The 18,038-nt window shown below is 61.2% G+C and carries 19 protein-coding genes; 3 read left to right on the forward strand and 16 right to left on the reverse strand.

The features are described 5' to 3' along the window. Window positions 1–9: 9 nt before the first annotated feature. Window positions 10–1,029, reverse strand: a complete 1,020-nt coding sequence (locus tag NA8A_RS07030; RefSeq protein WP_009756214.1) for a TRAP transporter substrate-binding protein — start codon at window positions 1,027–1,029, stop codon at window positions 10–12. Between the two features lie 211 nt (window positions 1,030–1,240). Between NA8A_RS07030 and NA8A_RS07035 the strand changes: the two genes are divergently transcribed. Beyond that, entirely contained in the window at window positions 1,241–2,134 is an 894-nt protein-coding gene (locus tag NA8A_RS07035) for a helix-turn-helix domain-containing protein (protein ID WP_009756215.1), read from the forward strand. A 45-nt stretch (window positions 2,135–2,179) separates the two neighbouring features. On the opposite strand, the gene NA8A_RS07040 is transcribed toward NA8A_RS07035, so the two are convergent. The 5 genes from NA8A_RS07040 to NA8A_RS07060 are packed head-to-tail and all read right to left on the reverse strand — an operon-like array spanning window position 2,180 to window position 7,869. Continuing rightward, window positions 2,180–2,932, reverse strand: a complete 753-nt coding sequence (locus tag NA8A_RS07040) for a 5'/3'-nucleotidase SurE (protein ID WP_009756216.1) — start codon at window positions 2,930–2,932, stop codon at window positions 2,180–2,182. Beyond that, window positions 2,907–4,097, reverse strand: a complete 1,191-nt coding sequence (locus NA8A_RS07045; protein WP_009756217.1) for an MBL fold metallo-hydrolase — start codon at window positions 4,095–4,097, stop codon at window positions 2,907–2,909. Before NA8A_RS07045 ends, NA8A_RS07040 begins: the two co-directional genes overlap by 26 nt. After that, complete coding sequence (locus NA8A_RS07050) at window positions 4,097–5,176, reverse strand: ABC transporter ATP-binding protein (RefSeq protein ID WP_009756218.1); 1,080 nt, start codon at window positions 5,174–5,176, stop codon at window positions 4,097–4,099. Before NA8A_RS07050 ends, NA8A_RS07045 begins: the two co-directional genes overlap by 1 nt. Further along, entirely contained in the window at window positions 5,164–6,867 is a 1,704-nt protein-coding gene (locus tag NA8A_RS07055) for an ABC transporter permease (RefSeq protein WP_009756219.1), read from the reverse strand. Before NA8A_RS07055 ends, NA8A_RS07050 begins: the two co-directional genes overlap by 13 nt. A 12-nt stretch (window positions 6,868–6,879) precedes the next feature. After that, entirely contained in the window at window positions 6,880–7,869 is a 990-nt protein-coding gene (locus NA8A_RS07060; RefSeq protein WP_009756220.1) for an ABC transporter substrate-binding protein, read from the reverse strand. Between the two features lie 222 nt (window positions 7,870–8,091). On the opposite strand from NA8A_RS07060, the gene NA8A_RS07065 reads away from it, so the two are divergent. Beyond that, on the forward strand, window positions 8,092–9,105 hold the full coding sequence (locus NA8A_RS07065; RefSeq protein ID WP_009756221.1) for a sugar-binding transcriptional regulator: 1,014 nt from the start codon (window positions 8,092–8,094) through the stop codon (window positions 9,103–9,105). Between the two features lie 170 nt (window positions 9,106–9,275). Here NA8A_RS07065 and NA8A_RS07070 read toward each other — a convergent pair whose 3' ends face one another. From NA8A_RS07070 to NA8A_RS07090, 5 genes are all read right to left on the reverse strand, one after another. Further along, window positions 9,276–9,650, reverse strand: a complete 375-nt coding sequence (locus NA8A_RS07070) for a hypothetical protein (protein WP_009756222.1) — start codon at window positions 9,648–9,650, stop codon at window positions 9,276–9,278. A 77-nt stretch (window positions 9,651–9,727) separates the two neighbouring features. After that, window positions 9,728–11,140 carry a PepSY-associated TM helix domain-containing protein gene (locus NA8A_RS07075; RefSeq protein ID WP_009756223.1) on the reverse strand — a complete coding sequence of 471 codons (1,413 nt, stop codon included), beginning with the start codon at window positions 11,138–11,140 and terminating at the stop codon, window positions 9,728–9,730. Window positions 11,141–11,152: 12 nt separating this feature from the next. Beyond that, on the reverse strand, window positions 11,153–11,758 hold the full coding sequence (locus NA8A_RS07080; RefSeq protein ID WP_009756224.1) for an SCO family protein: 606 nt from the start codon (window positions 11,756–11,758) through the stop codon (window positions 11,153–11,155). Then, on the reverse strand, window positions 11,758–12,252 hold the full coding sequence (locus NA8A_RS07085; protein ID WP_009756225.1) for a copper chaperone PCu(A)C: 495 nt from the start codon (window positions 12,250–12,252) through the stop codon (window positions 11,758–11,760). Before NA8A_RS07085 ends, NA8A_RS07080 begins: the two co-directional genes overlap by 1 nt. An 80-nt stretch (window positions 12,253–12,332) precedes the next feature. After that, on the reverse strand, window positions 12,333–12,728 hold the full coding sequence (locus tag NA8A_RS07090; protein ID WP_040672020.1) for a hypothetical protein: 396 nt from the start codon (window positions 12,726–12,728) through the stop codon (window positions 12,333–12,335). Between the two features lie 174 nt (window positions 12,729–12,902). Between NA8A_RS07090 and hutC the strand changes: the two genes are divergently transcribed. After that, a complete protein-coding gene (gene hutC / locus NA8A_RS07095) occupies window positions 12,903–13,700 on the forward strand; it encodes a histidine utilization repressor (RefSeq protein ID WP_009756227.1) in 798 nt (265 codons plus the stop codon). 15 nt (window positions 13,701–13,715) lie between these two features. Here the strand turns inward: hutC and NA8A_RS07100 are convergent, their stop codons facing one another. The 5 genes from NA8A_RS07100 to NA8A_RS07120 all read right to left on the reverse strand — a co-directional run bounded on the left by NA8A_RS07100 (window position 13,716) and on the right by NA8A_RS07120 (window position 18,028). Further along, the gene (locus NA8A_RS07100) at window positions 13,716–14,096 is read right to left on the reverse strand and encodes a Rid family hydrolase (protein ID WP_009756228.1); all 381 of its coding nucleotides are present in this window, start codon (window positions 14,094–14,096) and stop codon (window positions 13,716–13,718) included. A 74-nt stretch (window positions 14,097–14,170) separates the two neighbouring features. Further along, the gene (locus NA8A_RS07105) at window positions 14,171–14,965 is read right to left on the reverse strand and encodes an ABC transporter permease (protein WP_009756229.1); all 795 of its coding nucleotides are present in this window, start codon (window positions 14,963–14,965) and stop codon (window positions 14,171–14,173) included. After that, the gene (locus NA8A_RS07110; RefSeq protein ID WP_009756230.1) at window positions 14,962–15,822 is read right to left on the reverse strand and encodes an ABC transporter permease; all 861 of its coding nucleotides are present in this window, start codon (window positions 15,820–15,822) and stop codon (window positions 14,962–14,964) included. The genes NA8A_RS07105 and NA8A_RS07110 overlap by 4 nt, the downstream gene beginning before the upstream one ends. Before the next feature lies 1 nt (window position 15,823). Continuing rightward, entirely contained in the window at window positions 15,824–16,909 is a 1,086-nt protein-coding gene (locus NA8A_RS07115; RefSeq protein WP_009756231.1) for an ABC transporter ATP-binding protein, read from the reverse strand. A gap of 96 nt (window positions 16,910–17,005) precedes the next feature. Next, on the reverse strand, window positions 17,006–18,028 hold the full coding sequence (locus tag NA8A_RS07120) for an ABC transporter substrate-binding protein (RefSeq protein WP_009756232.1): 1,023 nt from the start codon (window positions 18,026–18,028) through the stop codon (window positions 17,006–17,008). Window positions 18,029–18,038: the final 10 nt, after the last annotated feature.

The raw sequence follows: 18,038 nt of genomic DNA on the forward strand, positions 1-18,038 counted from the left end.
AACGACGGGTTACTTCGCCGCGTCGTATTCCTTTTCGTAGATCGAGATCAGCTTTTCGCCCTCGTCGCCAGCACGCTCCACATAGGCGGCGCGGGCAGCGGGATACATCTTTTCGCGGAACTCGGTCTTTTCGTCCGCGCTCATCTCGCGAATATCGATGCCGGAAGCCTTGATTTCCTCAAGAGCGGCAGCCACGGCAGCGGCCTTGTGCGCGATCAGGTCCGGAATGACCTCGTTGAAGGTATCCGCGATCGTCTTCTGATACTCGGCAGGCAGGCTCGACCACCAGGCCGGGTTGAAGAGGATCACGTCCTCCATCGCGCCATGGTCGGACAGGAGCAGGTGCTTCTGCACTTCGTAGAACTTCATACGCTGAATGGTGTCGAGCGGGTTTTCCTCGCCATCGACCACACCGGTCTGCAACGCAGTGTAGAGCTCGCCAAAGGGCAGCGCGATGGCCGAAGCACCAAGCGCATTGAACTGCTCGATCAGGATGTTGGAATCCATCACCCGGAACTTCTGGCCGGCGAAATCGCCAAGCGAGGCGATCGGCTTGGAAGAGGTGAAGTTCTTCTTGCCGTTCGGCCACAGGCCGACGCACTTCACACCGCGCGTTTCGAAGGAGGCACAAAGCGCTTCACCGAAAGCGCCGCTACGGATCTTCTGAGCCGTCGCATCATCTTCGGGAAGCAGGAAGGGAATGTCGAGGATCGACACTGCCGGATTGAAACCGCCCAGGAACGCGGCCGGCGCGACGGTGGCTTCCAGCGTGCCGAGCTGCACGCCTTCCGTCATCTCGCGCTGCTGGCCAAGCTGGCCCTGGGGGAAAAGCTGAAATTCGACGGCGCCATTGGTGCGCTCGGAAACCAGCTTGGCGACCTTCTCCAGGAAGACGTGGCGCGACTGCTGGGCCGATTCCAGATGGCCGATCTTGGCGACGAAATCCGCCGCGAATGCGCTGCCCGCGAACATCGCGCCGGCGACGGCTGCGACAGCCGATGCGGCCAGGTTACGAATGAGATGATGCATTGGTTCCGCCTCTTCTGGGGTTTTTAAAGAAACACCGTACGTAGCCAGGAAACACCTGTCAACGGAAATCTCAAAAATGAGACGATTGGCTATTTTGTCCAATTAATGAGTAAATCCGCCTTATTTGAGCAGCTGCGTTGACAAGCCCGTACCATGGACCCGATAACGGAACGCGGGAACGGTTGCGAGAAAAAACTTGCCGCAGGGTGACTTGATCAGATTCAGCGATATCGGCGCGCGATTGCGGGCTTATCGCCTTGGGAAAGGCCTGACGCCGGATGCGTTGGCCGAGAAGCTCGGTATTTCCCGCGCGGCTCTCTACCGGGCCGAAAAGGGCGAAATCCGCAAGATAGAGATGCTGACCAGCATCGCCGATGAGCTGGGCGTCTCGCTGCCGAGCCTGATGGGCGTCGGCGTCGAGTATGTGAGCAATGCCATCGCCTTCTTCGAGCGTATGCGCCAGCTTGAGGAAGGGTGTCAGCAGATCATCGGCCTGTTCAGCCCGGTTTCCTATCTGCTCACCTCCGACATGTATGACGAGGTGTTGCGGGAAGTGCTCGCAGAATCCATTCCCGATGGCATGGATCCGGACGGCAAATCGGCCGAGGCGGCGCTTGCGCTGATCGATATTCTGCGCGCGCGCAAGGAAGCCTTCCGGCTGCGCCGGCCGCTGATCGTCAGCTTGATCGCTTCCGCCGATCTGGAACGCTTCCTGCTGCACGGGCTGATCGGCAGCCATGATCTTCCGCCTGAGGTGGTCATGGAACGCCGGCTGCAGGCGCGGCGCGAGGCCGAATACATTCTGGAGATGCTGCGGGAACAGCCCATCGGAATACAGATCGGCATCGTGCGCGAACCCGTGCCGGCAACCAGCTTCCAGATTTTCCGGCAGGCGGACCGCTCGGTCCTGGCGATCAGCCCCTTCCGGCTGGGCGAACAGCCCAATATCCGCGTCGGTGTGGCGCTCATCACCTCGGCGCCCGAGGCGATGAGCCTGCATGAGGATATCGCAGCGCGCCTATGGTCGGAATCGCTCAAGGGCGATGAGGCTGCAAGCTATCTCGAATCCATGATCGAGAAATACGCGATTGCCCCCAACGCCTGAGGGCCGGGGGGCGATTGCCCCGGCCTCAACATGCTCGCCAGCGCCCTATTTGGCAGCCGCGCGCAGACCTTCCATGAAACCGCCACCGAGCGGCGTCTCGCCGAACCAGTTGAGGCGGTTCATGGTGACGAATCCTTCGTCGATCAGGCTGTTTTCATCTCCTGTGGTCGTGGCGTGCTCGCGCCCGCGCGGCACCACCAGCTCGATCACATCGCCTTCTTCCTTCACCACATCCGCCTTGCGGGCGATCTTGTCGCGCCCGATCTTCGGCTGCGCGATCGGTGCGGGAAGGTCTGAAGGAAGATTGACGCTCAGCCAATGGCCTTCGAGCGCCCAATCGTTTCGGGTCTGCCACAAGCGCCCGATGAAACGGGAAAGCCATTCCGCATCGCCAGACCGGACATTCGCCTTCTTCACCCGTGAGAAGCCGATGGCAGGGATACCCCAGAAGGTCGCTTCACGGGCGATCCCCAGCGTGCCGGAATAGGCGAGATCCTCACCCACATTGCGCCCGTCATTGATACCTGCAACGACGAGGTCGGGCTTTTTGCCGTCACGGAAGAGCCAGGCCATGGAGGTCACCACGCAATCGCCCGGCGTGCCGGAACAGGAGAAGCGGCGCTCGCCCAGCCGGCGCATCGTCAGCGGACGTGCGATGGTCAACGAGGGACCGGCCGCCGTGCGCTTCGCATCGGGGGCAACCACCCAGACATCGTCACTGAGCTTGGCGGCAGCCTCGGCTGCGAGCGCAATGCCCGGAGCCTCGATCCCGTCATCGTTGGATATCAGAATGCGCATGCACGGCCTCTTTTCCGATCAGATAGGTCTGGCCCGTTCGAAAACCGGTTTCGAGGGCCGGGATATGTTCATGAAGTTCGCCCAGAACGGCAGCGTCGCAGGAATGGCCGAGCGTGGCGGGGCGGCCGAGTTCTTCCCACAAGGCGACATTCTCGGGCAGGGTCGGGTGGGTCGGCATGCGAATCCAGTCCGCCCGCCCCGCTTCCGCCAGAAGCGCGCCGGGCGAGCCCTTCGGCAAATGCCCGGACAGCAGGATCGGGTAGCCCGCAGCATCGGCTGCCGCGATGGCAGGGCGCGCGGGACCCGCCACACCCATGCCGTCATGCACGAGGAGCGGGCAATCCGGCAGGGGTTCGCCCTCGCTCCATTCGCGAGCCGCAGCGAGTTTCTCCGCGAGCTTTCCGGCAAGGCCCGCGCGCAACGCATCACCCGCGCCAATCTGTGCGGCAAGGGGTTCGCGCATGCCCGCGGCAATGGCAAAGGGCGTATCGATCGCCGCCATGAGCTCGAGCGAGCGGCCCGAAAGGGGCGTGGGCAAAAGGCAGCCGCCGGAATGCCGCGCAACCCACGCAGCTATGCCCCGCGCCCGCTCAGCGCCCGGCACGGGATCGCCGCCATAGGAAGCGTCGAGGATGAGCAGGTCGCAAGCCGGCAGGGGCTCCATGCGGAAGACCGTGCTCCGGGGCACCATGTCCGCAGCGTAGACGACACAATGCCCGCCGGTGCGCACAGCAAACCAGACGCCTCCGACCACATGGCCCGAAGCTCCGGTCTCGACCGAAAGCGCGCCGACCTGCAACGTATCGCCTGGACGGAAGAGGCGGATTTGTTCATCCTTCGGCGGATACCGCCGCAACTCTTCAGGATCGGCGTATTGCGCGAGCGTCGCGGGCATCTCCGCCCGCGTTTCCTCCGTCATGTAGATAGGGCCTGCATAGCCCATCCTTGCGAGGCGACAGAGCGCGCCGATGTGATCTTCATGCGCATGAGAGATGAAGAGTGCGTCGATCTCCCCGGTCGGCCGCGAAAGCTGCGGGTAGTATTCATCGCCCGTTGCGCCGACCTTGATCCCCGCATCGAGCATGATGCGGGTTTCTCCGTCGCAGACAGCAACGCTCGTGCGGCCTTTCTCGCCAAACCCGCCCTGGAGATCGACTTGCAGCATCAGGCGCCCTCACCTGCAGGAATGAGCCAGCCCGAGGTGATCCGCAGTCGCGTGCGCTGGCCCGCCTCGAAGCTGACCGGGTCCGGCTGGTCGAAATGCAGGCCCAGATTGGGTGCTGCTTCCGGTTCGAACTCCACTCGCGCGGAACCGCCGCGATAGACCGCCCGCGTGATCGTGCCGTCGAAGCCCGCACCCTTGCCCTTGACGGCCTCGATCTGCGAAGCCCGACAGCAGATGCGCGCATTCTTGCGGGGCTTCTCGCCCTTGCGGCAGCGCACGACCAGTTCCTGGCCGAGCACTGTCACCTTGCATTCGCCGCCCTTCTCCGCCGTCTCCACATCAGCCGGCAACACCATGCCCTGGGAGATGAAGGAGGCGACCATTTCATTGGCCGGCTCATGATAAAGCTCGCGCGGAGTGGCAAGCTGCATGAGCCGGCCATGGTCCATGACCGCAATGCGGTCGGCCAGTGCCATGGCTTCCGCCTGGTCATGGGTGATGTAGAGGATCGTCGTTCCCGTGCGTTTGTGGAAATCGGCGAACTCGTCCTCCATCGAGGCACGCAGATGCACATCGAGATTGGCGAGCGGTTCGTCGAAAAGCACCAGGCGCGGTTCGGCGACGAGACAACGGGCAAGCGCAACGCGCTGGCGCTGACCGCCCGAAAGGTTGGCCGGGCGACGGTCGCCATATTGCTGCATGTTGACGAGTTCGAGAGCGGCCGTCACGCGCGCCTCCCGTTCGGCCTTCGAAACGCCGGCAACCTTCAGCGAGTAGCCGATATTCTCTTCCACGGACATATGCGGCCACAGCGCATAGTTCTGGAACACGATGCCCACCCGACGCTTTTCCGGCGAGATGTTCATCTGCGGCGTGGAAACCTCGCGGCCACCGATGTCTATCTTGCCACCCGAGACGGTTTCGAAGCCGGCGATCATGCGCAGCAGCGTGGTCTTGCCACAGCCCGAGGGGCCAAGCACGGCAAGGAACTCGCCATCAGCAACCTCAATGGATACGTCGTCTAGCGCCTTGGCTGTTCCGAATGTCTTGGTGACGTTCTGGATGCTCAGTCCCGCCATGGAAGAACTCCGTCTGGTAGTTTGTTTGCAAAGAGGCTGGCGAGCAGCATCAGGAGGAAGGTGGTGGCGACCATGATGGCGGAAACCGCCGCCGCATATTTGGAATCGCCACCCTGTTCGAACGAGAAGATGACAACGCCAATCGTCTCCGATCCGGACGACCACAGAAGCGCCGACACCGTCAGCTCGCAAAGTGCGGTCATGAAGATCAGCAGGCCGCCGGCCATCGCCGCGGGGGCGATCAGCGGGAAGATGATGGTGCGAAGCCGCGTGAAAAGACCCGCACCCGCCACTTGCGCGGCTTCCTCCAACGCCCGGTCGAGCTGGAAATAACCCGTGACCGTGGGCCGCACGGCGAGCACGAGGAAGCGCGCGAGATAGGCGTAGAGAATGATCCAGACCGTATTGTAAATCTGGATGCCTGTAATGGGCATGGGCTTCAGGAACAGAAGCAGCGAGGCAATCGCCAGCACCACGCCGGGAAGCGCATAGGGCAGTTCCACAGCAAGATTGAGCATCTTGATCCAGCGGTTCTTGCCCCAGGCGATCACATAGCCGAGCGGAATAGCGACGAACACGGCGAAGACAGCTGCCGCAGCCGACAGATACATGCTGTTCAGGAATGCACGCCGCGCCGCCACATGCTCGAAGATCACGAAGCGATAGTTTTCCAGCGTTGCCGTATCGGCAGACAGCGTCACGCCATAACCGCGCACCAGGGAAGTGAGCACGAGACCGACCAGAGGCAGGACGAGGATGATCGCGATCAGAACCCACATGCCGATCTCCATCGGCACCCGCCACCGGCCAAGCTCATAGGGCGTGACGGAAAGCGAGGTGGAGGTGATGCGGAAATCGCGGCGGCTGGAAAGACGATCCTGCAATACGATGCCGATCATGGCGATGATGCCGATCAGGACCGAAAGGAACGCGACCTCGGAAAGGACGGCGGGACCGCCTCCGGCAAGGCGCTGATAGATAAGGGTCGGCAGGACGAGATAATTTGCCGGGATACCCAGGAAAGCCGGGATGCCGAAATTGCCGACGCAGGACACGAAGGTCAGTGCCGCAGCGCCGACGATGGACGGCGTCATGAGCGGCAGGATGATGGTGAAGAGAACCCGCGCCCATCCGGCGCCGCTCGACTGCGCGGCTTCAACCAGCTCGCGCGGCAGTTTGCGCATGCCGGCGCGCACGATCAGGAAAACCAGCGGCGCGTACTGAATGCCCAGCAGAAAGACGATGCCCTCGGGCGAATAGAGCGGATTGCGTGTACCGAGCGGCGGCGCCATGCCCAGCATGTTCAAAAGCGGGCTTGAAGGCCCGAAAAGCTGTAGCCAGGCCAGAGCCGTCACCTGCGGCGCGATCATCAGCGGCGTGACGAAGCACAGAACGAAAGCCTGTCGCTGACGCACATCCGTGATCGAGACGAGGATGGCCACGGCGACGCCCAGGACGAGCGCGAACAGCGTGCCGCCCAAGCCCACGGCAATGGTGTTCCAGGTGGCGACCCATGTCGTGTTGCTGACAAGCCCCTTGTAGATCACGTCGACGGAAAGGCTTCCACCAGGCAGGATGACTTCCTGAAGAAGCCGCGCCATCGGCAGGAGCGAGAAGATGACGATGAGCGCGACGATCATCGTTGTCAGGGCCAGCTCCTGGCCCTGACGTTCCTTGCGAGTTGCGGACATTTATGGGTGACCTCAGCCGCCGAACATGGAGGAGAATTTCTCCTTGTTGGCACCAATCTCCTCGACCACCTTCTTGACGTCGACGGACATGACTTTCACTTCCGTGCCTTCCGGCAGCCAGTCGGGACGGCCGACGGACGGCTTTGCCGGCAGGTAACCCTGCTTCAGCGCAAGCTTCTGGCCGTCATCGGAAAGAATGAAGTCGACGAACTTCTTCGCAACATCGGCGTTCTTTGCGGTCGACATGATGGCCACCGGCTCGGTGACCGCCGTCACACCTTCCTCGGGGAAAACGAACTCGATCGGGGAGCCGTTCTTCTTGGCATTCATGGCCATGAAGTCGACGAGAATGCCGTAGGCCTTTTCACCGCTGGCGACCGACTTCAGCACAGCGCCATTGCCGCGCACGCTGACCAGGCCGTTTTCCTTCAGCTTCTCGAAATAATCCCAGCCGAGATCGTCGCGGTTGACGAAGGCAGAAAGGAGATACGCGGCCGCACCCGAATAGAGCGGGCTCGGCATGATGGTGAGATCCTTGTAGGCCTCGCCAGCGAGGTCGGACCAATGCTCCGGCTTCTCGGCAGCGCGGGTGTTGTAGGCAATGCCGGTGGTGATCAGCTTGGAGCCGAAATAGGTCTTGTCAGCGTCATAAGCCGAGGTCTCGAAACCTTCCACATTGGCTTCGGGATAGGCCATGAGCCGGCCATCCTTCTTCAACGATTCCATGCTGACGGCGTCTGCGATCAGCAACACGTCCGGCTGCGGGCTGCCGGCGGCGAATTCGGCGGCGAGCTTCGTCAAAAGGTCGCTCGTGCCCGAGCGGAAGATCTGCACCTCGACGCCCGGATTGGCCGCCTTGAACGCGTCCACCGTGGCCGCGGCATCGGCATCCGGCTGCGACGTGTAGAGGACCAGGTCCTCGGCAAAGGCCGGCGCGAAAGCGACGGATGTGAAAAGAGCGGCCGCAAGCGCGACCGTGCGGGTGCGTGTTTTGTTAGCCATCGAAATGGACTCCTCTGTTTGCATCTTCCGACGCGATGCGTGTCGGAACTCCTCCCGTGCATGCGCAGTATGACAGGCACGTAACAAATGCGCCCGATTATTGAATATGAACATATGTATTTCGTCAATAACAAAAGAACGCAATAAAATTTCGTCGTTTTCCGCTTAAAGTTCACAGCTGAACAGCCCGGCGATGCATCGTCGGAGCCCGGTCCACAGGCGATGAAAGAGGGAATCAGCGCCGTGCCCAACAAGGCGAAGAAGAAAAAGAAGGCGAGCGAACCCGCGCTCTCTTCTGCAGATATCAATGTGAAGATGGCCTGGCTCTACTATGTTGAGGGCCTCACGCAGGAGCGCATCGCGAGCCTGCTCAATGTAAGTCGCATGAAGGTGATGCGTGCGCTGGCCGCAAGCGCGGAAGACCATATCGTCGTCACCACGATCAATGCCGACACGGTCGAACAGGTGGCGCTTGAGCGGCAGCTTGAGGAACGCTGGAACCTGCAAAGCGCAATCGTCGTACCGGAACCCGACGAGAGCAAGAACCTGGAACGCGCCATCGGCCATGCGGTCGCGCGCTACCTCGAGGAACAGCTCAAGGACGGAATGACGCTCGCGATCGGCGGCGGAGCGACCCTGCATTCAAGCCTTGCCTTCATGGCGCGGCGGGACCTGAAGGAGACGACGGTCATCGGCCTGGTGGGTGCCCTGCCCCATTCGCAGTGGATCAACCCGTCCATTGTCGCAACCAAGGTGGCCGAGCGTTTCAAGGTCGACAGTTTTCAGATCACCGCGCCTGTCGTGGTGGACGATCCGGAACTGCGCGACCGGTTATGGGAGCAACCGTCGCTGCGCGACGTGCGCGAGCGCGCGGCACAGGCAGACATGGCGCTCCTCACCGTTGGCGAGGTCGCGCCGAGCGCGACCATTTTCCGCTATGGCATCGTTCCCCCCGCCCTCATCGAACCGCTGCGCGAGAAGGGCGCTGTCGCCAATATTCTGTGCTTCTTCGTTGACAGCGCCGGTCGCCTTGTCGATCACGAAGTCAACCAGCGCATCATGGCCATCGACCTCGACACGGTGGCAAGGATTCCGCATGTCATCCTGGCTGCCGGCGGAGGGGCGAAGGTCGATGCCATACTGGCGGCGCTGCGCACCGTTTCCGCACAGGCCCTCATCACCGATGCGGCAACCGCCCGCATGCTTCTGGAAAAAGCCGGGAACGAAGACTTCTGAAGCATACAAAATGAAACTGGCGCCGGATGCATCCGACGCCAGATAAAATCATCGCCTTGCGAAATGGCTAGAGCGCCGTGCGTCCTCTTGGACGCACAAAGGACGCTCAATCTTCTTGTTTTTCCGCATTTATGCGGACGTCAGGTGATTCCACCTGACTGCAAAATGCTCTAGATAAACCCGCGCTCGCGCATGAAATCGTCGAGCCCCACATGCGTCATGGCCTCGAATTCACGAATGGCTTCGCGCATCGCCCGGCGTTGCTCTGCGATCAAAAGGATGACCTGGCGCATCTCGCCTGAAATGCCAAAACGCTCCCACCGGTCCGCCAGATGGGCGGGCAGACCCGCCGCGGCGCAGAACGCATCAATGCTCTGATAACCGAGATCGGAAACGAGAGCGCGTGTTTCCTCAGGCGTGGAACGTGGCTCCAGCGCGTGATCGTGAAGCCGCTGGGCCAATAAGCGGATATCGGCCGGATGCGGTGCATTTTCCAGAACCTTGCTGAGCAAGGATGGAACTCGGGCAGGCTTTTCGCTTTGCATGGCAATCTCCAATCGCCCCGATCATAAGCCGGGAAAGGGCAGCGCTCAACGATAAAGCACTGCCCTCATTGCAAAGGTCAGGCCAGCGCGCGTGACAGCACCGCGACGCGGCGCACGATCACCAGATCAAGTAGCATCACACACAAGAGCGTGATGCCCACCAGCGGAAAGAGCAATGCCACAAGAAGCATGACGGTTACCGCCCCTTTCCACAGCGGAAGATCGGCAGGCATGGGCGGTGCCGCAAGGCGCATCACCTTCGACGGCCTTCTGATCCACCACATGGCCGCACCGCTGATCGCAAGAAAGATGACTGACAGGCAGAACAAGGTGTTGAGCGCAATGTTCCAGAACCCGAGATCACCCTCGTGAAATGCGATGCCGACGGCCATGGCCTTGGCCGGCAGCGAATAGTCGGCAAAGCCAACCTCCGCGAGGACATTGCCCGTATACTGGTCCACATGCACCGTGCGGTCGGATGCCGGATCGGTGGAATCGTTGCTCATGGAATCCTGTGTCAGCGTCCAGACGCCCGTTTGTCCAACCGGCGTCGCCACGCGAAAACGCCCCTCGAAACCCATAGACCGACCGAAGGCCACCATGTCGTCGAAGGTGAAGGGCGCCCTGCCCGGCATGCCAGCGCGCCCGGCCTTCGAACCGGAGGCAGGCATTGCCGTCTGCTCCAGGCCCCAGGGCACATCCTTGATGGCGCCGTGGTTCATCGAGGCATGCGTCAGGTCGGAAAGGGGCACATTGTTCCACTTCTCCGCCGGAAACGTGCTCCAGGCCTGAACGAATTTCTCGCCCCAGACACCCGCCCAGGACATGCCACTCAAGAGGAAGGCCACCAGCAGGAGCGAGATACAAAACCCGACCGAGCGGTGAAGCGCCTTCCAGCGAAGCCGCCCGGGCACCTTGAGGTCGGGTATCAGCGCCTTGCGCAACTCCCCTGGCCTGCGCGGCCACCACAGATAAAGCCCCGTCACCACGAGCACGATGCCGAAACCGGCGGCAATCTCGATCAGCCGATCCCCCAACGTGCCAAGCAGTAATGTTCCATGAATATCGGAGGCGAAATCATACCAGCCCGCCTGCCGGTCCCAATGTCCGAGAATCTGGGCATTGTATGGATCGACGGCGACCATCGTGCCCTGCCCGTCCCTGTCGAGGCGGAAGATCGCCGCCCGATCCGCCGCCGGCGGGGCGATATATTCCACCACCCGGCTCCCGGGGAACATGACGTGGGCAGCGGACGCCTGTGCCAGAACGCTGGCCGGTTGCCCAACGGCCTCGACGGCGATTTTCTCCCCGTCGCGCCCATCGATGGCCGATATCCAGAGCATGATGAGCCCCGTAACCGCGAGCATCACCAGAAACGGAGCCACATAGAGCCCGGCATAGAAATGCCAGCGCCATGCGGCCATGTAGAATTTGCGCATTGCAGCGCCCGGCTGCCGGGCATCGGCAGCCGGTGAAGATAATCCAGTCATGATTTTCCCCCTTCAGGCGCCTTCGATCAGCCGCTTCAGCTTTTCGAGCATCGAATCCTGCGCCTCGCCATAAGCGAGCGTACCGACGAAACGGCCGTCCTTGTCCATCAGATAGACGGACGCCGTGTGATCGATGGTGTACTCGCCATCATCGGTGGGAACCTTCTTGTAATAGACGCGATAGGCCTTGGTGACGGTCTCGATTTCATCCTCGGTTCCTGAAAGGCCGCGGATGCGGTCGTCGAAGCTGGATGTGTAGCTGGCCAGTTCCTCCGGTCCGTCGCGCTCCCAATCCACGGAGACGAACGCGTAGTTGAGCTTGTCCGCTTCCGGGCCAAGCTTGTCGATCAGGCCGGACAGCTCGAAGAGCGTGGTCGGGCAGACATCGGGGCAGAAGGTGAAACCGAAGAAGATCGCCGTCGGCTTGCCGAGGAAATCCGCTTCCGTGACTTTCGCGCCAGCCTCGTCGGTGAGTGTGAAGGGACCGCCGATGGCGGCAGTCCCCGAGCCCTGTCCAGGCCCTCCCAGGGGCGCACGATCCATGGTCGCGATGGCAACGATGGCGAGAACCACCGCGAATATGCCACCGGCCAATGCGCCCAACTTGCGGGGTGACATCAGTTCTTTCCTCCGCCCATCTTGTGGCCCTGTCCTGCCGGCCCGGGCGCGCCGGGCGGTGCAACGGTCATTTCCACTTCAACCTGCCCCGCCTTCTCGAATGTCAGCGTCACGGGAACAGGCGCATCTTGCGTGATCGGTTCCTTCAATTCCATGAACATCACATGCAGGCCGCCGGGCGCAAGCTTCACCGTCTCGCCTGCCGGGATATCGATCCCTTCGGGCAGATGACGCATTTTCATCACGCCATCGGTCATCGACATGGTGTGCAGTTCGACCCGGCCGGCAATGCCCGCCTCCGCGCTGACAAGACGGTCGGCCTCGCCGCCTGTGTTCGTGACGATCAGGAAACCGCCAGCCGCCTTCGCCCCGGGTGGGGTTGCGCGGGTCCAGGGGGCTTCGATTTCAAGCTTGCCGAGCGTGTAGTCGGCGGCAAAAGCGGTGGTGGCGGCAAGCATCGAGACAGCCGCAAGAACATGAACAAGATATCGCATATCATTTCTCCAAATGCGTAGGGTCCGGCTGCGCGTGCAGCCATGAAATACCCGGCTGCGCGTGCAGCCATGGGTCAACGTCAGATGGAGAAAGTCGGGGGCCCTCGCGCTTCGGCAAGCAGGCCACGTGCGCCCGGATGCGCTGGCGCCACGCGTTCGGGCCATGTCCGGGCCAGCAGCAGTGTGACGGGGCTCTCAAGAGCCGGTGTCGTTGCGCCAAGCGCGGGGGAAACGGCACAGCCCGCCTGGCACAGCGCCGTGCAGCAATCATGCGCGGTGCGCCCGTTTGCCGGAAGCCCGTCCTCATCTGCCTGCGCACCATTGTTGGTGCAAAGCACAAAACCCGGAACGGCCCCGGAACCGGCCATCGCCCCTTGCGAGAAGGCATAGGCGACACCCTGGAAAAGGACGGCGTAGGCCAAGAGGCAGGCCAAAAGACCCGCCACGACACGATCCCGCAAGAGCTCCCGCATCATCCTCATATGCAAGCGGTGCCACAATTTCCGATGGAAGTCACTGCGACGAATGCTTCAAATGAATGATATTATTTCCTCCCCAAGCGAGCCTATAATCCCCTGCGACGAATGTGATTTAAGGATCGCAATCGCACAGGAGAGAGCGCGAAAAGATAATGCACTCCTTCTTTTCAGATGATTCCGATTGGGGGCAATGTCGTGAGCCAGCCAGGCCAACCGCTTTACGAGCAGATCAAATCGGTCATTGAAAAGCGCATTCAGCAACAGGAATGGCCAGCCGATTTCCAGGTTCCGGGGGAAGAGACCCTGGCGGAAGAATTCGGCGCCTCGCGCCTCACCGTGCGGCGCGCCCTGCGCGAGCTGCAGACGGAAGGCATGCTGGTTCGCGTCCAGGGGCGCGGCACCTTCGTCATCGGACCGCGCATGCAATGCGCCATTTTCAATCTTCAGGATGTTTCAGAAGAAATCGAGGAGGGCGGCGGCGTCCATCTCAGCAAGGTCATATCGCTCGAAACCCTGCCTTCGGATAATTCCCTTGCAAATCTTCTTCCTGTCGGTCCGGATGGCAGCGTCTATCATTCGCGCCTCCTGCATCTGGAAGACGGCACCCCGATCCAGCTCGAAGACCGTTTCGTCAATGCGGCCCTGGCGCCCGATTACATCAAGCAGGATTTTACCCGCATAACGCCGCACGCCTACCTTCTGGGCGCAACCGAAGTTACCTTCGTCGACAACACAATCCGCGCCATCCGGCCCGACGAGGAAGCCCGCGCCCTTTTGCAGGTCGACGCAAACCAGCCCTGTCTGCTGCTCGACCGGCGCACCTGGTATGGGGATATTCCCGTCACGCGCAGCCGCTTCCTCTATCCGGGCGACCGCTACCGGCTGCGCAGCTCCCATGAGGCGAGCGCAACCCAGGGCGCACCCCGCCCGGCCGTAACACCATCGAACGCATCGCGAAGAATTCGCTAGAGCGGCCTAGAAATCTCAGGCAGCGGTCGAGGCCGTGATCTCGATTTCCACCTTCGCGCCGGCGGCCGGTATCTGGCAGATCAGCATCGTGTTGGTTGGACGTATATCTGCGAAAATCTCGCCCAGCACCGGCGTCACCGCCGCTGCACTCGCCTGATCGACCACATAGACCCGGCACACGACTGCGTTCTCCAGGCTCGCCCCCGCCTGCCGCAATGACGTATCGATTGCGGCAAGGCAGTTGCGCGCCTGTTCGTCCGCCTGCTCGGGAAAATCTCCCGAAACCGGATCACGCCCGGTGACGCCGGAAACATGGATTGTGGAGCCATCCACGACGGCCCTGGCGTAGCCGGCGATATCCTCGGAGGGCACACCGGCAAATATACGGTTTTTCATGACAATCTCCCCTGCCGTGCCCGATGTCCGGGCACGGCGGTTGCGGTTCAAGGATCTGGATTGGTGACCGGTGCTCAGGAGCGCAGTACGCGCCGCAGGCCTGCCAGCCGGTCAATGATGACGATGGCCAGCGCCGAAAGAAGGATCAAGGAGCCCGCCAGTGCCGCCGCCACGGCATCGTATTGAAACTTGATATAGGAGAAGAGTTCCACCGGCAGCGGCGTCCAGCCGGGCGGGGCCAGGAATACCGAGATCGGGAAGTCGTTCCACGACAGAATGAAGCAGAGGGCAAAACTCGAAACAAGCCCTGTGCGGATGACCGGAAGCGTGATCGAAAACAACGTCCGGATGCGGCCTGCACCAACGATACGCGCAGCCTCCTCATAGGACGGATCCAGATTGTGCAGGCTCGCCGTCAGGATTCGCAGCGCATAGGGCATGATGTGGATCGTGTGCCCGACCAGCAGCGGCAGGAGACCCGAACCGTAACCAATCCGCACGAAGTAGATATAGAGCGCAAGGCTGAAGATCGTCGTCGGGATCAGAAGAGGCGACATCAGGATAATGTTGAGCGCCGCCTTGCCTGGGAAGTTGTTGCGCACCAGAGCCATGGCGGCAGGCAGGGCAAGCACATTCGCCAGAAACGCAGCCGCTATGCCGAGGACGAGGCTCACTCCCATGCCGCGCAGGAACGTTTTCGAACTCCATGCGGCCCTGAACCAGTCGAGCGTGAACCCGTTTGGCGGCAGGATGAATTCTCTCGGATTAACCGCCACGACTAGCGTTACCGCGATGGGAAACACCAGAAACGTCATCATGAGAAGCGTGATCAGCCGCAGCGCGGCCGTGCCGAAATCGAAACGGATCACCGCTTTACCTCCAGTCGATTGAGGATGAGGCGACCGAAGAATACGGCCATTCCCATGAGGATCATCGCATTCACGGCAACCATGATCACCGACAGGGCCGAAGCGAACGGCAGATCGTTGTTGAGCAGAGCCTCGCGATAGACGACCAGGCCGATCATCTGCGTGTTGCTGTCGCCGATCATCAAAGGCACGGCGAAGGCCGAGAAATTCAGTGCGAACACGATGACGATTCCGGCATAGAGCCCAGGCATGGTCAGGGGGAAGACGATCTTCCAGAAGGCCGTCCAGCGGCTGGCGCCGACATTGCGCGCCGCTTCCACCAGAAACGGGCTGATACGCTCGATTGAATCGAGCAGAGACAGCACGACATAGGGCGCACCGATGTAGACGAGGAGGATCACAACCCCCTTGATGTCCCACATGTAGCGCACGGGCTGGTCGTAGACATGCAGCGCAATCATCAGCGAGTTCAACAACCCGCCGCCACGGAAGATCACGATCCAGCCATAGACGAGCGTCACCAGGCCGATCAGAAGGGGCGCCATGATCAGTGCCAGCAGGATATTGCGCTGGAGACCGGCGGTCCGGGCGATGTAAAGCGCCACGGGATAGGCGCAGACCACCGAGATCGCGGTGGCGATGAGCGCGATCCTGATCGAGAACCAGAGCGTATTGATCAGGTACCAGCTATCGCCCAGAAAGCGCGTGTAATTGTCGAGCGTCAGCGCATCGACGATATAGGCTCCTGCCTCCAGCTCGTTAAAGCTGGTGCGCACCACCCAGAGCATTGGGAAGGCGACGAAAACCAGCAGCGCTATCAGCGCCGGCGCAAGGGGTGGAAGAACACGGCGTATCATGTCAGCCCTGCCCTTCCTGCGGAATGATCCGCAGATGCTCCGGCAGGACGCAGATCCAGACCTTGGCACCCGTCTCGACGAAATTGTCGAAGTTGTGGACTTCCGCCCGCAAAATCTCACCGCCGTCGAGCCGAACCGAATACCGCAGCACCGCGCCGAAATATTCCGACAGGATGACCTGGCCCGACAGGACATTCTCTCCGTCGACGGGCTTTGTCGTCAGTGTCACACGCTCCGGCCGGATCAGCGCACGCACCTCGGCACCCGGCGTGACGGCGGTCTTTGCGACGGCACGCAACACCTGGCCGGATCGCAGCCTGACCCCCATCGATCCGCCATCGACACCGACGGCCGATCCTTCCAGGAAATTGGTTATGCCCACGAAGTCCGCCACGAAGCTCGTGGCAGGGTTCTCGTAAAGCTCGTAGGGCGCGGCGACCTGCTCGACCCTGCCCTTGTTCATGATCACGACACGATTGGAGAGAGACAGCGCCTCCTCCTGATCATGCGTTACATAAAGCGTCGTCATCTTCATGCGCGCCTGCAGCTCCTTGAGCTCGCGGCGCATGGTGACGCGAAGAGCGCGATCCAGATTGGAGAGCGGCTCGTCCATCAGAAGAACCTGCGGCTCCAGCGCTAGAGCCCGTGCAAGCGCAACGCGCTGCTGCTGCCCGCCCGAAAGCTGGCGCGGCAAACGGTCCTCATAGCCCGAAAGGCCCGTGACGGAGAGAGATTCCGCGATTTTCTCGCGGATGAAGGTACGGCTCTTCCTCCGCAGCTTCAGACCGAAGCCAACATTCTCAGCCACCGTCATATGCGGCCAGAGCGCATAGTTCTGAAAAACGAAGCCCAGTTCCCGCTTTTCAGGCGGCAGATGGGTGACGTCGCGATCGTTGACGCGCAAGGCACCGGCGGTCGGTTCGACAAACCCCGCGATCATCCTCAGCGTGGTGGTCTTGCCGCAACCGCTGGGGCCGAGCAGCGAAACGAACTCGCCCTGGGCGACATTGAAGGAGACATTGTCAACGGCAGTCGTCGCGCCATAGCGCTTAACGACACCGGAGACCTGAATTGCATCATCGGACATGGCTGCGTTTATCCCGGCAATCCGGGTCCTTGCGGAATATCGTGTAGGGCATGTGAAACCGGTGGCCCGCCTCGCGGGCCACCGGATGTTAGCCGATTAACGCTTGGCTTTCTGGTTCAGGCGCTGCTGCCAATCCGCCTTGTTGGCCGTGATCTTTTCCTGATCGGGCAGGAACAGACGGCCGAAGGCTTCGTTGCGCACAAGCAGTTCGCGATATTCGAAGTCCTCGGGCACCTCGGCATTCTTCACGGTCGGCGCATAGAGATTGCGTGTGGCGAAGGCCACCTGAACCTCCGGGCTCAGGATATAATTGACGAAATTCGCAGCCATATCCGGATCGGTCGCATCCTTGTGAATGTTGACGCTGGTGATCAGCGGGAAAGTGCCTTCTTCCGGGCGCACGAAGCTGATGTTCTTGGCCCCCTTCGACAAGAGATCCTTCATGCGGCCGGTGGCCAGCATGCCAAGTGCGGCGTCGCCGGTTTCGAACAGGGAGACCATCTGGCTTTCCACGTCGAGCATGCCGATCAGGTTGCCGCTCTTGATCAGCTCCGCCATCCGGTCGATGCCCGGCTCCATATTGTCGATGCTGCCGCCATTCTGCTCGGCCTTCATCACCATGAGGCTGAGCGTGGGAATGTGATCGACACCGTAGATCACGACACTGTTCTTGTAGTCCGGGTTCCACAGATCGTCCCAGCCGGCCGGCGCCTTGGAGAGCTTGTCGGTGTTGTAGGCCAGGACGTAATCGCCCACATTCGCAAAGATCGTATCCTTGGAATAAATGGCGTTCTCATAGAGATTGGCCATGTTGGGAATCTTTGCCGGGTCCAGGGGAAGCCAGAGCCCCTCCTTTTCGCCCGCGATCGAGTTCAGAAGCGTGTTCGTTACCACATCGACCTGGCCGAGACGCGCCTTGATCAGGTGATCGGGGCTAGAGCCAACCACCCATTCGATCTTGCAGTTGTACTGTTCCTCGAACTTTGCCGCTACGGATTCGTAGGTGGCCTGATAGCTGCCGCCCCATGTGGTGACGCGCAGCATGCAATCGTCGGCAGCGGCCATTCCGGTCCAGGAAACCGTCAGGGCAAGCGTTGCAAGAATATGTCTGGTTTTCATCGTTAACTCC

The organism is Nitratireductor indicus C115, assembly GCF_000300515.1.
GTDB lineage: Bacteria > Pseudomonadota > Alphaproteobacteria > Rhizobiales > Rhizobiaceae > Nitratireductor > Nitratireductor indicus.